Source organism: Frigoribacterium sp. UYMn621, from assembly GCF_040549525.1.
Taxonomy (GTDB): domain Bacteria; phylum Actinomycetota; class Actinomycetes; order Actinomycetales; family Microbacteriaceae; genus Lacisediminihabitans.
On the sequence record NZ_JBEPTM010000002.1, the window covers coordinates 323,534 to 341,757 of the forward strand.

At 67.0% G+C, this 18,224-nt stretch carries 18 protein-coding genes and 3 tRNA genes; 5 read left to right on the forward strand and 16 right to left on the reverse strand.

What is annotated here, in order from left to right:
* Positions 1 to 84: 84 nt before the first annotated feature.
* The 12 genes from panC to tilS all read right to left on the reverse strand — a co-directional run bounded on the left by panC (position 85) and on the right by tilS (position 10,424).
* The gene (panC, locus tag ABIB54_RS05615) at positions 85 to 948 is read right to left on the reverse strand and encodes a pantoate--beta-alanine ligase (protein ID WP_354574525.1); all 864 of its coding nucleotides are present in this window, start codon (positions 946 to 948) and stop codon (positions 85 to 87) included.
* Positions 949 to 994: 46 nt separating this feature from the next.
* Positions 995 to 1,720 (reverse strand): Rossmann-like and DUF2520 domain-containing protein, encoded by a 726-nt coding sequence (locus ABIB54_RS05620; RefSeq protein WP_354574526.1) that lies wholly within the window; start codon positions 1,718 to 1,720, stop codon positions 995 to 997.
* Complete coding sequence (locus ABIB54_RS05625; protein WP_354574527.1) at positions 1,717 to 3,270, reverse strand: PH domain-containing protein; 1,554 nt, start codon at positions 3,268 to 3,270, stop codon at positions 1,717 to 1,719. The genes ABIB54_RS05620 and ABIB54_RS05625 overlap by 4 nt, the downstream gene beginning before the upstream one ends.
* Positions 3,267 to 3,746 (reverse strand): PH domain-containing protein, encoded by a 480-nt coding sequence (locus tag ABIB54_RS05630; RefSeq protein ID WP_354574528.1) that lies wholly within the window; start codon positions 3,744 to 3,746, stop codon positions 3,267 to 3,269. Before ABIB54_RS05630 ends, ABIB54_RS05625 begins: the two co-directional genes overlap by 4 nt.
* 10 nt (positions 3,747 to 3,756) lie before the next feature.
* On the reverse strand, positions 3,757 to 4,239 hold the full coding sequence (locus ABIB54_RS05635) for a DUF3180 domain-containing protein (protein ID WP_354574529.1): 483 nt from the start codon (positions 4,237 to 4,239) through the stop codon (positions 3,757 to 3,759).
* Between the two features lie 13 nt (positions 4,240 to 4,252).
* Entirely contained in the window at positions 4,253 to 4,765 is a 513-nt protein-coding gene (gene folK, locus ABIB54_RS05640; protein ID WP_354574530.1) for a 2-amino-4-hydroxy-6-hydroxymethyldihydropteridine diphosphokinase, read from the reverse strand.
* An 11-nt stretch (positions 4,766 to 4,776) separates the two neighbouring features.
* Entirely contained in the window at positions 4,777 to 5,172 is a 396-nt protein-coding gene (gene folB / locus ABIB54_RS05645) for a dihydroneopterin aldolase (protein WP_354574531.1), read from the reverse strand.
* A complete protein-coding gene (gene folP, locus ABIB54_RS05650; RefSeq protein ID WP_354574532.1) occupies positions 5,169 to 6,020 on the reverse strand; it encodes a dihydropteroate synthase in 852 nt (283 codons plus the stop codon). Before folP ends, folB begins: the two co-directional genes overlap by 4 nt.
* On the reverse strand, positions 6,017 to 6,595 hold the full coding sequence (gene folE, locus ABIB54_RS05655; protein ID WP_354574533.1) for a GTP cyclohydrolase I FolE: 579 nt from the start codon (positions 6,593 to 6,595) through the stop codon (positions 6,017 to 6,019). The genes folP and folE overlap by 4 nt, the downstream gene beginning before the upstream one ends.
* A gap of 35 nt (positions 6,596 to 6,630) precedes the next feature.
* Positions 6,631 to 8,628 carry an ATP-dependent zinc metalloprotease FtsH gene (gene ftsH / locus ABIB54_RS05660; RefSeq protein WP_354574534.1) on the reverse strand — a complete coding sequence of 666 codons (1,998 nt, stop codon included), beginning with the start codon at positions 8,626 to 8,628 and terminating at the stop codon, positions 6,631 to 6,633.
* 149 nt (positions 8,629 to 8,777) lie between these two features.
* The gene (gene hpt, locus ABIB54_RS05665; protein WP_354574535.1) at positions 8,778 to 9,329 is read right to left on the reverse strand and encodes a hypoxanthine phosphoribosyltransferase; all 552 of its coding nucleotides are present in this window, start codon (positions 9,327 to 9,329) and stop codon (positions 8,778 to 8,780) included.
* Positions 9,330 to 9,341: 12 nt separating this feature from the next.
* Complete coding sequence (gene tilS / locus ABIB54_RS05670; RefSeq protein ID WP_354574536.1) at positions 9,342 to 10,424, reverse strand: tRNA lysidine(34) synthetase TilS; 1,083 nt, start codon at positions 10,422 to 10,424, stop codon at positions 9,342 to 9,344.
* Between the two features lie 46 nt (positions 10,425 to 10,470).
* Between tilS and ABIB54_RS05675 the strand changes: the two genes are divergently transcribed.
* Positions 10,471 to 10,965: an inorganic diphosphatase gene (locus ABIB54_RS05675; RefSeq protein WP_354574537.1), complete on the forward strand. Its 495-nt coding sequence runs from the start codon at positions 10,471 to 10,473 to the stop codon at positions 10,963 to 10,965.
* Between the two features lie 57 nt (positions 10,966 to 11,022).
* Here the strand turns inward: ABIB54_RS05675 and ABIB54_RS05680 are convergent, their stop codons facing one another.
* The 3 genes from ABIB54_RS05680 to ABIB54_RS05690 form a co-directional block, all read right to left on the reverse strand.
* Positions 11,023 to 12,387 (reverse strand): peptidoglycan DD-metalloendopeptidase family protein, encoded by a 1,365-nt coding sequence (locus tag ABIB54_RS05680; RefSeq protein ID WP_354574538.1) that lies wholly within the window; start codon positions 12,385 to 12,387, stop codon positions 11,023 to 11,025.
* Between the two features lie 148 nt (positions 12,388 to 12,535).
* On the reverse strand, positions 12,536 to 13,816 hold the full coding sequence (locus tag ABIB54_RS05685) for a peptidoglycan DD-metalloendopeptidase family protein (RefSeq protein ID WP_354574539.1): 1,281 nt from the start codon (positions 13,814 to 13,816) through the stop codon (positions 12,536 to 12,538).
* 221 nt (positions 13,817 to 14,037) lie between these two features.
* Positions 14,038 to 15,285, reverse strand: coding sequence for a M23 family metallopeptidase (locus tag ABIB54_RS05690; RefSeq protein WP_354574540.1), 1,248 nt, complete (start codon positions 15,283 to 15,285; stop codon positions 14,038 to 14,040).
* Positions 15,286 to 15,488: 203 nt separating this feature from the next.
* Between ABIB54_RS05690 and ABIB54_RS05695 the strand changes: the two genes are divergently transcribed.
* The 3 genes from ABIB54_RS05695 (at position 15,489) to ABIB54_RS05705 (ending at position 15,801) form a co-directional block, all read left to right on the forward strand.
* A tRNA-Glu gene (locus ABIB54_RS05695) sits at positions 15,489 to 15,561 on the forward strand.
* A 32-nt stretch (positions 15,562 to 15,593) separates the two neighbouring features.
* Positions 15,594 to 15,667, forward strand: a tRNA-Asp gene (locus ABIB54_RS05700).
* Between the two features lie 61 nt (positions 15,668 to 15,728).
* Positions 15,729 to 15,801, forward strand: a tRNA-Phe gene (locus ABIB54_RS05705).
* A gap of 93 nt (positions 15,802 to 15,894) precedes the next feature.
* On the opposite strand, the gene ppk2 is transcribed toward ABIB54_RS05705, so the two are convergent.
* A complete protein-coding gene (gene ppk2 / locus ABIB54_RS05710; protein ID WP_354574541.1) occupies positions 15,895 to 16,716 on the reverse strand; it encodes a polyphosphate kinase 2 in 822 nt (273 codons plus the stop codon).
* A 432-nt stretch (positions 16,717 to 17,148) separates the two neighbouring features.
* On the opposite strand from ppk2, the gene ABIB54_RS05715 reads away from it, so the two are divergent.
* Positions 17,149 to 18,129 (forward strand): diacylglycerol/lipid kinase family protein, encoded by a 981-nt coding sequence (locus tag ABIB54_RS05715; RefSeq protein WP_354574542.1) that lies wholly within the window; start codon positions 17,149 to 17,151, stop codon positions 18,127 to 18,129.
* The last annotated feature ends 95 nt before the right edge of the window (positions 18,130 to 18,224 follow it).

The window sequence follows — 18,224 nt, forward strand, 5'->3', positions numbered from 1 at the left end:
TATCCCGGGCCGTTGCGGACACTCGGGGCCGGCGTGCCGGCCCGGAGTGTCCGCGACGGCCCGTCGAGCGAGCGGGAGCGAGGCTCAGGAGTGCACGCCCGCGAGGAAGATCTCCTCGTTGTCGATCAGTCGCGTGGTGCCGACCCGGGCCGCGACGAGCACGACGGCCCGCCCCTGGTAGCCGTCGTCGACGGGGAGGAAGGTGCCCGGGTCAACGATCACGAGATAGTCGAGCTCGACGAGATGCTCCCCCATCAGCACCGATTGAGCGGCGGCGAGCACGGCGTCGATGCCCCCATCGGCGGATGACTCGGCCGCCTCCAGCGCGAGCGAGAGACCCCGCGCTGCCCGCTTCTCCTTCGCGTCGAGGAACCGGTTGCGGCTCGACAGGGCGAGACCGTCGTCCTCGCGCACGGTCGGCACGACGTCGACCTCGATGGAGAGGTCGAGATCGATGATCATGCGCTTCACGAGGAAGACCTGCTGGGCATCCTTCTGGCCGAACAAGACCACGTCGGGTCGGGCGATGTTCAGTAGCTTGGAGACCACGGTGAGCACGCCGTCGAAGTGGCCGGCACGGGTGCGACCCTCATAGAGCGAACCGATGCGACCGGCGGTGACGCGGGTGTCGCTCGCGCCGCTCGGGTACATCTCGGTGACGGTCGGGGCGAAGACCGCGGCGATGCCGGACGGTTCCAGCTGCGCGAGGTCGTCGGGCAGGGTGCGCGGGTAGCGGTCGATGTCTTCGGTCGGTCCGAACTGCAGCGGATTGATGAAAATCGAGACGATCACGACGTCCGCGATCTCGGATGCCCGGTGCACGAGCGCGAGATGACCGGCGTGGAGCGCGCCCATCGTGGGCACGAGGGCGATGCGCTTGCCCGCGGCGCGAGCCTCCGCTGTGATGGTGCGCAGCTCGGAAATGGTCTCGGCTACGGCGATGGGCATCCCTCGATGCTAGTGCCCCCCGACAGCCTCGCCACGAGCACGGCACTCACCCCCGACGGCGCAGCGCGTTCTCCACGGAGGATCGCACGAGAGGTCCGAGCACGGCACCCGGCATCTCGATACCGATCGAGGCGAGGAGACCCGTCGCCTGGTCGACGATCGCGCTCGAGAAGCTCGTGGCCGTGGCGATCGCCTCGGCATAGGCGGCCCGATCGTCCTCCGCGATGATGATCGGCTCGCCGCCCATCTCCACGACGAGAGCCTGCCCGATCGGCTGCACCGGGCCGGGAGCGGTCACCGCGAAATAGGCGCCGACGAGTTGCGCGATGTCGATGGTGGTGCCCGTGAAGGAGACGGCGGGATGGATGGCGAGGGGAATGACCCCGGCAGCGACGGCGGGAGCGAGCACCGCCGTTCCGTATTCGGCCGCGGTGTGCAGCACCAGCTGTCCCGGCTGCCACGCTCCCGTGGAAGCGAGCCCGGCCACCAGCGCCGGGAGCTCCGCAGCGGGCACCGCGAGGATCACCAGTTCGCTGCGTTCGATGATCGACGGCACGTCGAGAATGGGCACGCCATGCAGCATCGCCTCCGCGCGTTCACGGCTGGACTCCGAGATCGCGGAGATTCCGACGACGGCATGTCCGGCCCCCGCGAGCGCTGCGCCGAGCACGGGGCCGACCCGACCGGCACCGATGATCCCGATGCCGAGACGACCCGACCGGCGCCGGGCATCCTCCTCGCGGTCTGCGGCGGGAACCGAGTCGAAGCTCATGCGGGGAGCTCCCCGGATCGCCAGCGGTGCGAGGTGTCGGCTTGGCCGGAAAGCACGGCGAGATCGGATACCTCCGCGAAGAATGCGAGGGCGGCACCCTGGTCGACCGCGCCGAGCTCGGCGGTGATGGGGCCGTGAACGGTGTGAAGGTGCACGGAGGCGAGGCGCAGTCGTCGCAACAGCGGACCCTGATGCAGCCCGACACTCTGCAGCCGCGGCTGCGGCACGATGATCAGTCGGCGCCAGATCGCTCCCTTGCGCAGCACGAGCGATCCGGGCACTATCGCGAACCCGTTGCGTTTCCAGGAGAACGGTCGAAGCCATGCGGCGCGCCGCGGCGAGTTCGTGAAACCGTCGGCGCCCTTCGAGGTCATCCCGCTCTCGATGAAATGACCGGTCTCGCCTCCGATGAAGTCCGGCAGCATGAGCGCCAGCACCGCGGTGACATCCGCAAGGTTGCCCACGGGCAGGATGGTCGTGTTCGCCTGGTTCGCCGAGCCGCGGCTCGAGGTGTGGCTCGCCCGGTTGACCCGGATCTGCCACCAACCGGCCGGCCGCCAGAGCAGCGGCTGACTCACCTCGATGGAGTGGATGCGACCGGGCGGCAGTGTCTCGTTGCTGGTGGAGAACAGTCCGAATCCAACGCGAACGCCATCCGGTGTCCCGGCGATCGTGTAGCGGAGCGACTGCGAGAACTTGCGGGCGTAGTACCCGCCGAAACCGATGATGCTCGGGAGCGCGAAGAACAGCACGAAGAAGTCGCCGCTCAGCGAGATCCAGATCGTGGCGCCGATGACCACGAGCACCGCGATCACCGTTCCGGTGCCGAGGAACATCGACCCGAACAGCCGGCCGAGGTGGATCTTCACGACGGACTCCGGCGGGGCGGCATCCGGGTCGAGTTCGGGGGCGAGCAGTTCGTTCACCCTCCGGTCGATCAGGGAACCCGTCACCGCTGCGGCGACCTTTTCCGCCGCCCGGGTTCCGGAGGCTCGGCGCAGGATCTCCCGGCGCAGGTCGTCCGCGGCCGCCGAGCTGAGGTAGGAGAGGTGCACGTTGGCGTCGTTGCCGGCCTGGCTGATCTCGAGCTTCGCCGCGCCGAACAGCCGCGAAATGAAGGGGCGCACGATGTTGATGCCCTGGATGCGGTCGAGCCGCGCCTTGCGGTTGGTGCGGAAGAGGATGCCAGAACGCACCTCCACCACCTCGCTGGTGATGCGAAAGGTATGCATGCGCCAGGAGACATAGAAGCCCGAAATCAGCACGACCAGCAGTAGCGCGACGCCACCGAGCACCTGAAGGATGATGCCGTGGCTCACGACGTAGTCCACCGGGTCCCCGCCGTCGTCGAATCGCGGCAGGAACATGCCGAGCAGCCGTTCCCGCAGGTTGCTGACCACGTAGCCCAGCACGACGATCAGCGCGAAGCCGCCCTTGAGCAACGGCGTGGCCGGATGGAGACGATGCCACTCGCCGTCGGTGAGTCGCGCGACCACTTCCGGCACAGCCGCCGGCGCCGCTGTCGGCACCGAGATCTCGGGTTCGCTCACAGTCCCGCCCGGCGACTCTCCGCAACCGACACAAGATGGTCGCGCAACTCCTCGGCCTCCGCCTCGGGGAGACCGGGGATCGTCACACCCGCGGCGGCGGCGGCGGTCACGAACTTGAGTTCGCTGAGCCCCAGCCCGCGGGCGATCGGCCCCCGGTTGATGTCGACGAGCTGCATGCGACCGTAGGGCACCGCGACGAAGCGCTGCCACATGATTCCGCGGCGGAACAGCAGGTCATCCTCTCGCAGCTGGTAGCCGATGGACCGCACGCGCCGCGGGGTCAGTGCGAGGTTCACGATCGAGATGGCCGCGAGCACGCCGAGCACCACCACGGGAATCCAGACCTGCAGCAGGACCATCACCACCCCCACCGCAAGCACCACCACGAGGAATCCGGCGCCGCCGACCAGTTCGACCCAGACGAGCCGGGGGGAAACGCGCCGCCAGGTCACGCCGGGGAGTTCGAGTCGATCCATGGTGCCCACCCTACGGCCGAACCCTCACGGTGCGGCCGCCCTGGTCATCATCGTCGTCGTCCGGAGGGATCGTGCACATGCTCTCGGCGATCAGCCCGCCAGCCAGCAGGCCGGCGGCCCCGACGAGCGTGACCACAGCCTGCGCCACCGAGCCGAAGCCGGGCACAACCGGGCGGCTGAGGAGGTAGACCAGCACCCCGGCACCGAAGCCGGCAATCAGCGAACCGCCCAGGGCGCTCGCCTTGGAGAGCACGAGCACCCGGGTCGAGTAGAACGGGTCGATCGGCTGGGAGGCCTTGCCCCGGGTCAGCCGACGGATCGGCAGAGCAAGCACCACGACCATCACGCCGATGGCAAGGAGAGCGATCCCGAGGGTGAACGGCGGCAGCACGATCGGGCGCCCGGAGGCGGCGAGCGCGGCCTCGACCAATCCGCCCCCGACGCCGCCGATCAGCGCGAGCAGTATGAGGGTCGCGGCATTCGTTCGTTTCATGGGCTGTGTCGTTTCATGATCGGCCCCACAGGGGCGCGGCAGCGTAGGCCCACACATCATCGGAATCGGCGACGGCGAGCGCGTCGATGCGGCCGTGCCCCCGCAGTGAGGCCTCCGCGTCCACCTGCAGCCACGGCACGATCACGAACGCCCGCTCCCAGGCCCGCGGATGCGGCAGGGAGAGGTCATCCGAGTCCCGCTCCATCCCGCCGAAGTCGATGATGTCCAGGTCGAGGGTGCGGTCGCCCCAGCGCTCGACCCGCACGCGCCCGTGTTCGGCCTCGATGCGATTCAGCTCCACGAGCAGCGCCTCCGGGTGCAGGGCACTCTGCACGAGCATCACCGCGTTGAGGTAGGCCGGGGCCTCGGCATCCGTTCCGGTTGGTTTGACGGCCTGGGATTGCACGATGCCCGACACCGCGGTCACGCTGACCCCGTCGAGGGAGGCGATGTCGTGCACGGCGGCGCGAAGGTTCTCCTCGCGATCCCCGAGGTTGGAACCGAGCGCGATAACGGCGGGGAGCACGATCCGACTCCTCACGACGGAGACCCGGCCGGGCGACCGCGGGTGATCGTCACCGAGACATCACCGAACGGCACGGTGATCGGCGCAGCCGGCTTGTGAATCGTGACCGTGACGATGTCGGCGCGCTCGTAGGCAAGGGCGATCGCCGCGACCCGTTCGGCAACGGTCTCGATGAGGTCAACCGCGTCGGCCTGAACTGCCGCGTACACGGCCTCGGCGAGCTCGCCGTAATGGATGGTCTTGGTCACGTCGTCGGTCGCGGCAGCCGGCGCGAGGTCCACCACGATCTCGAGGTCGACCACGAACTCCTGGCCGTTCTCCCGCTCGAAATCCAACACGCCATGGTGGGCGAAGATGCGCAATCCGGTCAGGCGGATGGTGTCTCCGGGCAGTGCTCTGTCGCTCATGGCTGCATCGCTTCCCACACGTCGAGGGCGTCCCTGGTGGCCGCCACATTGTGAACACGCACTCCCCATACCCCGGCCTGCGCGGCGAGGGCGCTGATGGTCGCGGTGGCGGGATCGCGCGCGGAGCTAGGGGCATCGGGCGGCACGAGTGCCCCGAGGAATCTCTTGCGCGAGGCCCCGATCAACACCGGGTATCCGATGGTGTTGAGGGCGGCGATGTTGGACAGCAGCTGCCAGTTCTGCTCGGCGGTCTTCGCGAAACCGATGCCGGGATCGAGGATGATGCGATCCGGCCGCACCCCGTTGACGATGAGTTCGGCGACACGGTTCTTCAGCTCGTTGCGCACGTCACGCAGCACATTGCCGTAGGTGGTGCTCGGCCGGCTCGTGTCGCCCGGTGCGTTCGGTCCGCGCCAGTGGCTGGCGATGAAGTGCAGGCCGGTCTCTGCGACGACCCGCGCCATACCGGGATCGGCCAGTCCCGCCGAGACGTCGTTGATGATCACAGAGCCGAGTTCCGCCGCCGCCCGGGCTGTCGACGCATTCATCGTGTCGACGCTGACCGGGATCCCCCGATCGGCGAGCGCCTCGATCACCGGCAGCACGCGGCGCTGTTCCTCGATGGCCGACACGCGTTCCGCCCCCGGGCGGGTCGACTCTCCACCGACATCCACGAGCTGCGCCCCGGCCGAGACCAGCTCCTCGGCGTGCGCGACCGCGGAAGCGAGCTCGAGGTAGTTTCCGCCGTCGCTGAACGAGTCGGGGGTCACGTTGACGATGCCCATGATTCGGGGGCGGGTGAGGCCGATCGGGCGGTAGGGCCGAAGGGAGACGAGTTCACCACTCACGCGGGCGCTCCGATCAGCGCCATGATCTCGGCGCGCTCGACGGGCCGGGAGAGGACGCCTCGGCTCGCGAGGGTGACCGTCGTGCTTCGGGTCTGTCGGCCACCGCGCGCCGTGACACAGCCGTGCGTTGCATCGAGCACCACGAGCACGCCGCGGGCATCGAGGCCGGTCTGCAGGGCATCCGCGATCTCCTCGGTGAGGCGCTCCTGCAGCTGGGGGCGGGCGGCGAGCGTCTCGACGACCTGCGGGAGAGCCCCGAGCCCGACGATGCGGTCCTTCGGCAGGTAGGCGACATGAGCGACCCCGGTGAACGGCAGCAGGTGGTGTTCGCACATGGACCGGAATTCGATGTCGCGCAGCAGCACGAGCTCGCCGATCTCCGACGAGTCCGCCGTGAAGTCCGCGCTCAGGGCGAGGTGGTCGAGCGGATTCTGCGCGAGCCCGGCGAAGAACTCGCCGTAGGACTGCGCGATCCGCTTCGGCGTGCTCGCCAGGCCGGGCCGTGCCGGATCCTCGCCGATTGCGGCGAGGATCTCAAGCACGGCAGCCTCAATCCGTGCGGTATCGATACTCACGTGTACGAGCGTAGAGGGATGCGAACGGGGATGGACTACGCCGTGGCGATGTCGGGGCGCTTGCGCGGGCGAGGCTCACGAGCCTTCTTCGCCGGCTCCGACGTGACTCCGCCGTCCACCACTCCGGCGTCGATCGGCGCCTTCTGGGGAACGAGCACGGGAGGCAGGGCCGAGACCGGACGCTTGGTGCTCGACAGCCACTGGGGCCGCTCTGGCATCTTCTTCACGTCCTTGAAGATCTCGGCGAGCTCGGTGTGGTCGAGGGTTTCCTTCTCGAGGAGGGCCGTCGCGAGCTTGTCCAGGATGTCGCGGTTCTCGTTGAGAACCTCCCAGGCCTCGTTGTGGGCGTTCTCGATCAGGCTGCGCACCTCTGCGTCGACCTGCTCGGAGAGACGCTCGGAGTAGTCGCGCTGGCTGCCCATGTCGCGACCGAGGAACATCTCGCCCGATCCGGAACCGAGCTTGACGGATCCGATGTTCGACGACATGCCGAACTCGGTGACCATCTTGCGCGCGGTGGAGGTCGCCTTCTCGATGTCGTTGGATGCGCCGGTGGTCGGGTCGTGGAACACGACCTCTTCCGCTACCCGGCCGCCCATCGCGTACGCGAGCTGGTCGAGCAGTTCGTTGCGGCTGATCGAGTAGCGGTCCTCGAGAGGAAGCACCATCGTGTAGCCGAGGGCACGTCCACGCGGAAGGATGGTGACCTTCGTGACCGGGTCGGTGTTGCGCATCGCGGTCGCGACGAGCGCGTGGCCGCCCTCGTGGTACGCCGTGATGAGCTTCTCCTGGTCCCGCATGACGCGGGTGCGGCGCTGCGGACCCGCCATCACCCGGTCAACGGCCTCGTCCAGGGCACGGTTGTCGATGAGCTGGGCGTTGGAGCGAGCGGTGAGCAGCGCGGCCTCGTTCAGCACGTTCGCGAGGTCGGCGCCGGTGAAACCGGGGGTCTTGCGCGCGAGCACTTCGAGGTCGACTCCGGCGGCGAGGGGCTTGCCCTTTCCGTGCACCTCGAGGATCTGCTTCCGACCGAGCAGGTCGGGAGCATCCACTCCGATCTGGCGGTCGAAACGACCGGGGCGCAGAAGTGCGGGGTCGAGGATGTCGGGACGGTTCGTCGCCGCGATGAGAATGACGTTCGTCTTGACGTCGAAGCCGTCCATCTCGACCAGCAGCTGGTTGAGGGTCTGCTCGCGCTCGTCGTGTCCGCCGCCCATGCCGGAGCCGCGGTGGCGGCCGACGGCGTCGATCTCGTCGACGAAGATGATCGCGGGCGAGTTCTCCTTGGCCTGGGCGAAGAGGTCACGCACACGGCTCGCGCCCACGCCGACGAACATCTCGACGAAGTCAGATCCGCTGATCGAGTAGAAAGGCACGTTCGCCTCGCCGGCCACAGCCCGGGCCAACAGGGTCTTACCGGTGCCGGGAGGGCCGTAGAGCAGCACACCCTTGGGGATGCGAGCGCCGACCGCGAGAAACTTGGCCGGATCCTTGAGGAAGTCCTTGATCTCCTCGAGCTCTTCGATCGCCTCGTCGGCACCCGCGACATCCGCGAAGGTGACCTTGGGGCTCTCCTTCGAGACGAGCTTCGCCTTCGACTTGCCGAACTGCATGACCTTGGATCCGCCGCCCTGCATGCTGGAGAGCAGGAACCAGAAGATGACGCCGATGATGATGAAGGGGATGAGGAGACCGGCCAGCGATGTCAGCCAGTTGCCCTTGTCGACCTGGTCGTCGTACTTCGCACCGGAGGAGTCGACGGCCTTGACGATGTCGGCGCCACGGGCTGTGGCGTAGTAGAACTGCACCTGCTTGCCGTCTGCGCCGGCAGTGGAGAGGGTGAGGTCGACGCGCTGTTCGCTGTCGACGATCTTGGCCGAGGCGACCTTGTCGTCCTGCAGGAGGGCGAGGCCGTCCTTCGTGGTGATCTGCTTGAATCCGGAGCCGCTCAGGAGGCTGAATCCGACCGACACGACGATGACCGCCAGCAGGATGTAGATCAGCGGGCCGCGGAGAAAACGCTTGAAGTCCATAGTGTTCCGGGGCTCACGCCCGGCACCTTTCTGACGAAGAATGTGTCGCCAAGGCTACCCGAGCAGTACTGGGTGGCTGCTGCATGTTTGCCGTGGGCGTAATCCGTGCGATCGCTGTTCGAGGAGGAGCGCCAGCGACGTGTCGGGACCTACTCGTACACGTGCGGCGCGAGCACGCCGATGTCCCGGTAATTGCGGTACTTCTCCGCGTAGTCGAGGCCGTAACCCACCACGAAAGCGTTCGGGATCTCGAATCCGACGTACCGCACGTCGACGGCGAGCTTGGCCGCTGCCGGCTTGCGCAACAGCGCGCAGATCTCCACGGAGTCCGCGCCGCGCATACCGAGGTTCGCCCGCAGCCACGAGAGGGTGAGGCCGGAGTCGATGATGTCCTCGACGATGAGCACCTTGCGGCCGTGGAGGTCGGTGTCGAGGTCCTTAAGGATGCGCACGACCCCGGATGATTCGGTGCCAGAGCCGTAGGACGACACGGCCATCCAGTCCATCTCGATCGGCAGCGTGAGCTCGCGGGCCAGGTCGGCCATCACCATCACGGCGCCGCGGAGCACACCGACGAGCAGCAAGCGCTCACCGGCGTAGTCCGCCTCGATGCGGCGGGCGAGCTCGGCGATCTTGTCGCGGATCTCCTGCTCGGTGATGAGCACGCTCTCGAGGTCATCGGCGATGTCGCTGTATTCCATTGCCCCATTCTTTCATCGGCCGGACTCCGTGCGCGTCGACCGGAAGTGCAACAGCCCGCCGACCCGCTCCGCACTGATTCCCGGGAGGTCGATGGCCGACTGCCCGTGCCAATCGGTCACGAGGCGCGACACCTCGAGGGTCTGCGAACGGCTGAGGCTCACCCCGAACTCGGCGAGCACGGTGGCACGGATGATGCGCTGCCGCAGCGCCGGCGGGTTGTGCTCGAGCGCGCGGGCTGCGAGCGAGATGCCTGCCTCGGCGTGGTCGGCCAGCTCCTCGAGCTGGTCCGCGGCGAACTGGTCGAGCGCGTCGGTGTCTTCGCGCGCGAGGTCTGCGGTGCGGGCGAGCGCCGCCGCGAAACCCGGCCCGAGCTCACGTTCGAGCATGGGCAGCACCGTCTTTCGCACACGCACCCGGGAGAATCGCTCGTCATCGTTCTGCGGGTCACTCCATGGCTCGAGCCCGGAGTCGGCGCAGAACCGCACGGTCGTCTCGCGGGTGACCGCGAGCAGAGGGCGCCGATAGAGGCCGGCCACCGCCGCCATGCCGGTGATGCTTCCTGGCCCGCTTCCGCGCGCCAGCCCGAGCAACACCGACTCCGCCTGGTCGTCGAGAGTGTGCCCGAGCAGCACGGCGGATGCCCCGGAATCCCGGGCGGCGTCCGCCAGCGCCGCATACCGGGCATCTCTCGCGGCGGCCTCCGGCCCCCCGGACGCGCCGACGGTCACGGTTGCCACGATCACCGGCTCGAGCCCGAGATCACGGGCCTGCCGGGCGGCCCGAGCCGCGACATCCGCCGACCCGGCCTGCAGCCCGTGGTCCACGATCACGGCTCCGGCGCGGATGCCCGCCCGGGGTGCCTCGAATGCGGTCGCGGCGGCGAGTGCCAGCGAATCGGGTCCGCCGCTGAGCGCGACGAGCACCCCGCCTCGCACCCCTTTCGAAAACGCAGGAGATTCGCCGCCAAGCGGGGGTTCCGGCGGCACGACGGCGGCGTTTCGTGGCGAATCTCCTGCGTTTTGGGAGGGGAGGCACGCGCGCACCGCAGAGCGCACATCGGCGATCGCGGGAGTCAGGCGGGGGCGTGTGCTCATCCGATAACGTTATTGCGTCATCCACCGAACACGAGGAGCGCCCCCTATGGCCAGCTACGACGCGATCATCGAGATCCCCAAGGGCAGCAAGAACAAGTACGAGGTGGATCACGTCACCGGTCGCGTCTTCCTCGACCGGGTGCTGTTCACCGGATTCGTCTACCCGACCGACTACGGCTTCTTCGAGAACACCCTCGGCCTCGACGGCGACCCGGTGGACGTGCTCGTGCTGCTCGACTACCCGCTCTTCCCGGGGGTCGGCCTGAAGGTGCGCCCGGTCGGTGTCTTCAACATGACGGACGACGGCGGGTCAGATGCCAAGGTGATCGCCGTGCAGGCGAAGGATCCGCGCTGGTCGTGGATTCAGGATGTCGACGACATCCCGGAGTACACCCGCAAGGAGATCGAGCACTTCTTCGAGCACTACAAGGACCTCGAGCCCGGCAAATGGGTCAAGACCGAGGGCTGGGGCAATGCGGCCGAAGCCGAGGCCATCGTGCAGGCCGGCATCACCAAGCTCGCCGAGGAGGGCTCCCACTAGTCACGCGAGGCGGTCGGGCCCGGCGCTGCCGGGCTCGACTACCGCTCTGGATGTCGCTTAGAACGACACTCCCCGGGCGGCCATGAACGGTGCGGCATCGATGGCCACACCCCCGGGACGCACCTCGAAGTGCAGGTGGCACCCCGTTGAATTGCCTGTGCTGCCGACCTTCGCGATCTGCTGGCCCGCCTGCACCTGCTGGCCGGCCCGCACGAGGATTCCCCCGTTGACGATGTGGCCGTAGCCCGTCGATACGCCGTCGCCGTTGTTCATGAGGATGAAGTTGCCGTAACCGCCGTTGGGGCCCGCAAAGGCGATCGTCCCGGAGTGGGCCGCAAAGATCGGGGAATTGCATCCCGCAGCGAGGTCTGTTCCGGCGTGCAGTGCTTCCTTCCCCGTGTAGGGATTGACCCGCCAGCCGAATGGGCTGCTGACGCGTCCACCGGACGGTCGCACCCATCCGCTCGGGCTGGCGCTCGATCCTCCTCCGCCGCTGCCTCCGGACGACGGCGGATGCGCGGCGGCCCAGTCGGCGGCAGCCTTGGCTGCGGCGGCCTCCTGTGCGGCCTTGAGCTTTTTGGCTTCCTCGGCGCGGTACTCCACGCCATCGTTGTAGCTGGCCTCGGTGGTGGTGGAGTTGGTGGCGAGGATGTCGCGCTGCGCCTCGAGCCTTCCCTTGTTGGCTTCCTGTTCGCTCAGTGCGGCAGCGGCCTTCTCTGAGGCGATGTTGGCTTCTTCGAGCGCCTTCTGGGCCGTGGCCGCCAGCACCTTGAGGGCATCCTTCGCGACATTGGCCTGGTCGGTGAGCGCCTGAGCGGAGTTGCCGTCCTGCGTGGCTTTGTCGTAGAGCCCCGCCGACTGGTCCTTCACCATGCTGGCGAGACCGAGCTGGGAGAGCAGGCTCTTGGACTCACCCCCGTTGAAGAAGAGTCGCGCGGAGAGGTCGCTACCTCCGGCGCGGGCGAGACGCGCGGCAAGCTGGCCCGCCTGCTGCTTGGACTTCGCGGCTTTGGCCTGGGCCACATCCGCCTGCTTCTTCAGTTCGTCAGCCTTGAAAGACGATTCGTCGAATTTCTGCTGGGCGGCCTGCCACTCGGCGCCCTTCTGCACCGCAATCGCCTGAGCGGAGTCCACCTGGGACTGGAGCCCGGTGAGCAGCGCGTTCAGTTGGGCGATCTGCGCCTCTTTGGCCTTGACGTTGTTGCGGGCAGCCTGAACGTCTGCCCAGGTCGGATAGTCCGCTGCGAAGGCGGATTGGCCGGTCTGGCCCAGGATGGTGCCCGCGACCACGATGGCCAGCGCGGCCGCGATCGCGGTTACCCGAAAGGCCCTCGTGCCGATAGTGGATCGCGAGTCGCGCGTTTCTGCGGCGCCTGCGGACGGCGCCGAAACGGCCCGGTGGCCGAACAAAGTGGATTTCATCAGTCCCCGAGTCGTTCCGCAGATCCCCCCGCGAACACCTTGATAGTCACATGAGTAACACTGTTAACATCTGTCACAGTAGCAAGGGGGCGGCTGACGCACCAGTCCCACGAACGGGTGGGACCGTCCCGCAGCCCGGGTGATCGGCTCAGTTGGCGAGCTCGACACCCATCGAGCGCATGAACGGCACGGGATCCTGGGTTCCGCCGTTGTGATGGATCTCGAAGTGCAGGTGGCACCCCGTGGACATGCCCGTGCTTCCGACGCGGGCGATGTTCTGGCCCACATCGACATGCTGGCCGATGCGCACGAGGATGCCGCCGTTCACGATGTGGCCGTAGGCGGTCTCGTAGCTGCTGTCACCGTCGTTCTGGATGCGGATGTAGTTGCCGTATCCGCCGTAGGGACCGGCGAGCACGATCGTTCCGGAGTGTGCCGCGTAGATCGGCGTGTTGCATCCGGCAGCCAGGTCGGTGCCCGCATGAAGGGCGTAGACGCCGTTGTAGGGGTCTATCCGGTAGCCGTACGGACTGGAGATGTGGCCACCGGCCGGGCGCGCCCAGCCCACCGAAGAGATCTGACCCGCCCGCGGTGCCGCGGCGAGTTGGGCAGCCAGTGCGGCGGCGGCGGCCTTGCGGGCCACCTCGACACCGGTCGCGTAGTCCGCCTCCGTCTGGGTGGCATTGGTCACGAGGATGGCCAGTTGGGCGTTGAGCTCCACCTGGTGGGCCTGCTGGTCGGTGAGTGCTGCAGCGGCGGTGACCGCGGCATCGGCAGCGGCAGAGGCGGCCTTCTCCGCCTCACCCGCGAGCGCCTTGAGGGCCTCTGTGGCGATGTCAGCCTGGTCGGTGAGTGCCCTGGCGACGTTCTGGTTCTGGATCGCCTTCTCGTAGATGCCTGCCGACTGGTCCTTCACCATGCTCGCGAGGCCGAGTTGGGAGAGGAGGCTCTTCGCGTCTTTGCTGTCGAAGAAGAGGGTGCTGCTGAGGTCGCTCCCGCCGGAGCGCGCGAGCCGGGCAGCGAGCTCGCCCGCCTGTTGCTTGGAGCGGTCGGCCTGGGCTTGGGCTTCATCCGCCTGGCTCTTGAGCTTCACCGCTTTGGCCGCTGCATCGTCGTATTTCGCCTGGGCGGCCTCCGCGGCGGCACCCTTCTGCACGGCATCCGCCTGGGTCGAATCGACGGCGGACTGCAGGGTCGCGAGAAGCTGGGTCAGGGTGGCGATCTCCGCCTTCTTGGCTGTCTCGCTCCGCTGGGCGTTCTGCACGTCCGCATAGCTGGGATAGGTGGTCGCGAAGGCCGCAGGGACCGAGCCGACGATGGACCCGCTCGCCAACACGGAGACCACTGCCGCGGCCGCGGTCCACCGGCGCAATCGGATGCTCGCACGTGCCCTATTAAGCCGCGCGTTTCGCCCCGTGTTGAGCGCCATCAGTCCTCGATCCCGTGACATCGAGCGTGCTCAGTCACTCCAGTAACACTGTTAACAGCAGTCACACTAACAACACGGACGCAGAATGGCCAGTGTCTGCAAGGGTGCGGCGCGCGCAACACCGCTGCCGTCGCTGCGGCCTGCGCTCGGACGCGCTCGCCTCCGATCGATTCTCGGACGCGGGGCCTGCGACTCAGCGGGGACGCCGGTGCCCGCGGAGCTCAGTTGGCCAGTTCGATTCCGTTGCTGCGCATGAACGGAACGGCGTCGATTGCAGTGCCGTTCTCCCGCACCTCGTAGTGCAGGTGGCATCCCGTGGAGTGACCGGTGCTTCCGACAGCCGCGATGGGCTGGCCCGGGCCGACCGGCTGGCCGACGCTCACATGGATGCCGCCGTTGACGATGTGCCCGTACCCGGTGGTGATCCCGTTGCCGTTGTCGATCAGCACGAAGTTGCCGTAACCCCCGTTCGGACCGGCGTAGATGACGGTGCCTCCGTGGGCGGCGAAGATTGGCGAGTTGCAGCTCGCGCCGAGGTCGGTGCCCGCGTGGAATGCATAGGAGTGGGTGAAGGGGTTGATGCGGAATCCGAAGGGACTCGAGATGTGACCACCCGCCGGACGCACCCAGCCCGTGGTCGAGATCTTGCCTGCGCCGAGCCCGGCGAGCTCACCCCAGAGTGCCTTGATGCCGTCCACATACTCGGACTCGAGGTGATCGACGTTCGTCGTGAGGGTGGCGAGCTGCGCCTGCAGCCGAGCCGAGTTGTCGCTCTGCTCCGTGTAGGCGGCTGCAGCCGCCTCCGCAGCAGTCGTCGCCTCGGCGAGGGCCTTCTGGGCGGCATCGGCGAGGATCTTGAGGGCGGCCTTGGCGACATCAGCCTGGTCGGTCAGCGACTGTGCGGTGTTCTGGTCCTGCACGGCCTTTTCGTAGATGCCGGCGGACTGGTCCTTCACCATGCTCTCCAGGCCGAGTTGGGCCAGGTATGCCTTCGAATCCCCGCCGCTGAAGAACAACCGCGTGGAGAGGTCGTTGGCGGCAGAACGGGAGAGCCGCGCGGCGAGCTGGCCGGCCTGTTGCTTAGACTTCGCGGCTTTCGCCTGGGCGGCATCCGCCTGTTTCTGCAGCGCCGCGGCCTTGAATGCAGCCTCATCGTATTTCTGCTGGGCGGCCTGGTATTCATCGCCCTTCTGCACGGCGACGGCCTGCGTCGAATCCGCCGCTGCTTGCAATCCGGCGAGCAGTCCCTGCACCCTAGTGACCTCGGCCGCTGTCGCGGACTGGCTCTGGCGGGCCGCCTGCACGTCATCCCAGCTGGGATAGTCCGCGGCGAATGCGGGAGCTCCAGCCTGTCCGAGGATCGATCCGGTGGTCAGCACCGCGAGCATGGCGACAGTCGCGACCAACCGGGTCGCGCGCAGCCCGCGGCCGGAGAAGATCGTGCGTTTGTGCCCGCTGGTGTGTGCCATGTTTCCCCGAAGTCTCGACTGCACGTTGAACGTACCGCCGAGGGGCGACGAATGCACGCAATCACTGCGGAGTGGCGGCGTAGTTGCGGCCCGGTGGCGATCGGATGCTTCGACCCTCGCCATCCGGTTCGGGGCGTGGTTTGGAAAAGGGGCCGGGCTCCCCTATGCTTGTCCCTCGGCAGCTATGGAGGATTTTTCTTCACGGCCCCATCGTTTAGTGGCCTAGGACGGCGCCCTTTCACGGCGTTAACACGGGTTCGAATCCCGTTGGGGTCACATAGCACCACCTCACATACAGCGAATAGCTAGGCCCTGTAGCGCAGTTGGTTAGCGCGCCGCCCTGTCACGGCGGAGGTCGCCGGTTCAAGTCCGGTCAGGGTCGCAAGGCACGGTCATCTCTCGCCAGACGGCCGTGCCTTATTACGTCTATCGTTAGACGCTAAGGCTCTGTAGCTCAGTTGGTAGAGCGTTCGACTGAAAATCGAGAGGTCACGGGATCGACGCCCGTCGGAGCCACTGTCCCATTTCCGGGCTTCTACCGGGAGTGGGACTTTTTTGTGCCCTTTCTCCGACTGCCGCCCGCGGCGACTCAGCCGGGATCCCCGAAGGCTATGAGCTGAGTCTTGCCGCATGGTTCGGCACATACTTGTAGAGCTCGCGCGCGGGTCGCTCATAGCCGTCGGCTGTCGGCCGGTCCGGGAGTTCGATCGACTCCGGTTCGATCGCATCCCAGGGAATCTGAGTCAGGAGATGACTTATCGCGTTGAGCCGTGCGGACTTCTTATCGTCGCTCTCGATCGTCCACCAGGGCGCCTCCGGAATGTCGGTCACCTTGAACATCGCGTCCTTTGCTCGCGAATAGGATTCCCACTCGACGATGGACTTGAGGTCGGTCTCCGAAAGCTTCCACCGCCGCATCGGGTCGTTCAGTCGCGACTTGAATCGCTTCTGCTGCTCCTCGTCAGAGACGGAGAACCAGTATTTGACCAGGATGATGCCGTCTTCGACGAGCAGGCGTTCGAGAACGGGCACCTGCTTCAGGAAGCGCTCGTATTCCTCATCGGTGCAGTACCCGAGCACGCGCTCGACCCCTGCGCGGTTGTACCAGGACCGGTCCATCAGCACTATCTCTCCGGCTGCCGGCAAGCGCTCGATGTACCGCTGGAAATACCACTGGCCCCGCTCTCGCTCGCTCGGGGCCGGAAGTGCCGCGACTCGCGCCGATCGAGGGTTCAGATATTGGATCACGCGTTTGATCGAACCGCCCTTGCCTGCAGCATCGCGACCTTCGAAGATCACCAATAGACGCGCGCCGGACTGAACCACCCACTGTTGCATCTGCACCAGCTCGACCTGCAGTCGCTCGAGTTCCGCTTCATAGGCCCGCTTGGAAAGCTTGCGTCGGTCGCTGTCAGTCTTCTTCGGGGACATTGTTCTCCTGAATAGAGGTGGGGTGGGGCTGGTCAGGTGCGGTCCTGGTGTAATTATGAGCGCGCGCCATGGATCGCGTCTCCCCGAACACGAACTGTGCTGCCGGAGGACCCGCATGCGAACATCAGGGCGGTCACACCAACGACGACGGAGACGACCGCAGGCGCGAGGTCGCCGATCCGCTGGGCCCCGCTCCCGTTCCGGTCGGGGCCGCGGTCCTGAGCGGGGCGCTGGACTTCACTTTTCGAGCACCACGATCGGCAATATCGGCCATCGGGTCGACCCTTCTTCGCACGCCGTCCGGGCAGGCGTACGCGACACGGTAGGCCGCGTTCGTCTGCTCGTAAAGGCTGGTCAGATGAGAAAACTCTTATGTGTGGAGTCGTGAGGAAAAGCGCCCGGGAAGCCCCTGCCCGCCCCTAGGATTGCGCGATGATCGATACGACCCGACGAATCGCCGCAGTGATCTACAACCCGACGAAAGTGGATCCAGACGCCTTTCGATCAACCATGGCGGAGGCGGCGGCGCAGGCCGGGTGGAGCACTGCGTTCTATGAGACTTCTGAGGACGACATCGGCCAGGGAGTTGCGGCCGAGGCTCTGAAAGCCGGTGCCGACCTCGTCTTCGCGGCCGGCGGAGACGGCACAGTGCGCGCGGTTGCGGAAGCGGTTCGACACAGTGGCATACCGCTTGCGCTTCTCCCCGCAGGCACGGGCAACCTGCTGGCCCGCAATCTCCACCTCACCCTCGACGACATGCCCGGATCAGCCCTGTCCGCCTTCACCGGGGTGGATCGGCCCATCGACATCGGCGTCATCGACATCGAGCGCGCCGATGGGTCCCACGACGAGCACGCCTTCGTCGTCATGGCGGGGTTGGGTATCGACGCGAAGATGATCAAGAACACCGACGAAGACCTCAAGAAGAAGGCAGGCTGGGCCGCCTACGTGAGTGCGATCGCCAAGTCCCTCCGCGATCCCGAAGAGCTGCATTTCCGGTTGCGTCTCGACGGCGGCCCGGTGCTGCGGCGCACGGTCCATACCCTGATCCTCGGCAATTGCGGCTCGCTGCCCGCCAACATCCTGCTCATGCCGGAAGCGGTGATCGATGACGGCCTCTTCGACCTGTTGATGACACGACCGGGTGGGCTGTGGGGGTGGGTCAAGGTGTGGTTCGCCATCGCGTGGACCAATGGCGTGGTCCGTCGCACAGCGGCCGGGCGGGCGGTTGCCGGTGAGCACCACAACACGAGGGACCTCCACTACGAGACGGTGAAATCGGTGGAGGCGCACCTCAACCGCCCAGAGGAAATCGAACTCGACGGAGACGGCTACGGTGAGGCGACAGGCTTTACCGCCCGGATCGAGGCCGGTGCCCTTCTCGTGCGCGTGCCGCAGGGCGCACAGGCCTGAACGCACCCGGAGCTGAAGAGTCGCAGTCTTCGCCTTCCTCGATAGTCTCGTACTTGCCGATCCGGCACCGCGATTTCCCCACCTGCCCCTGCTGA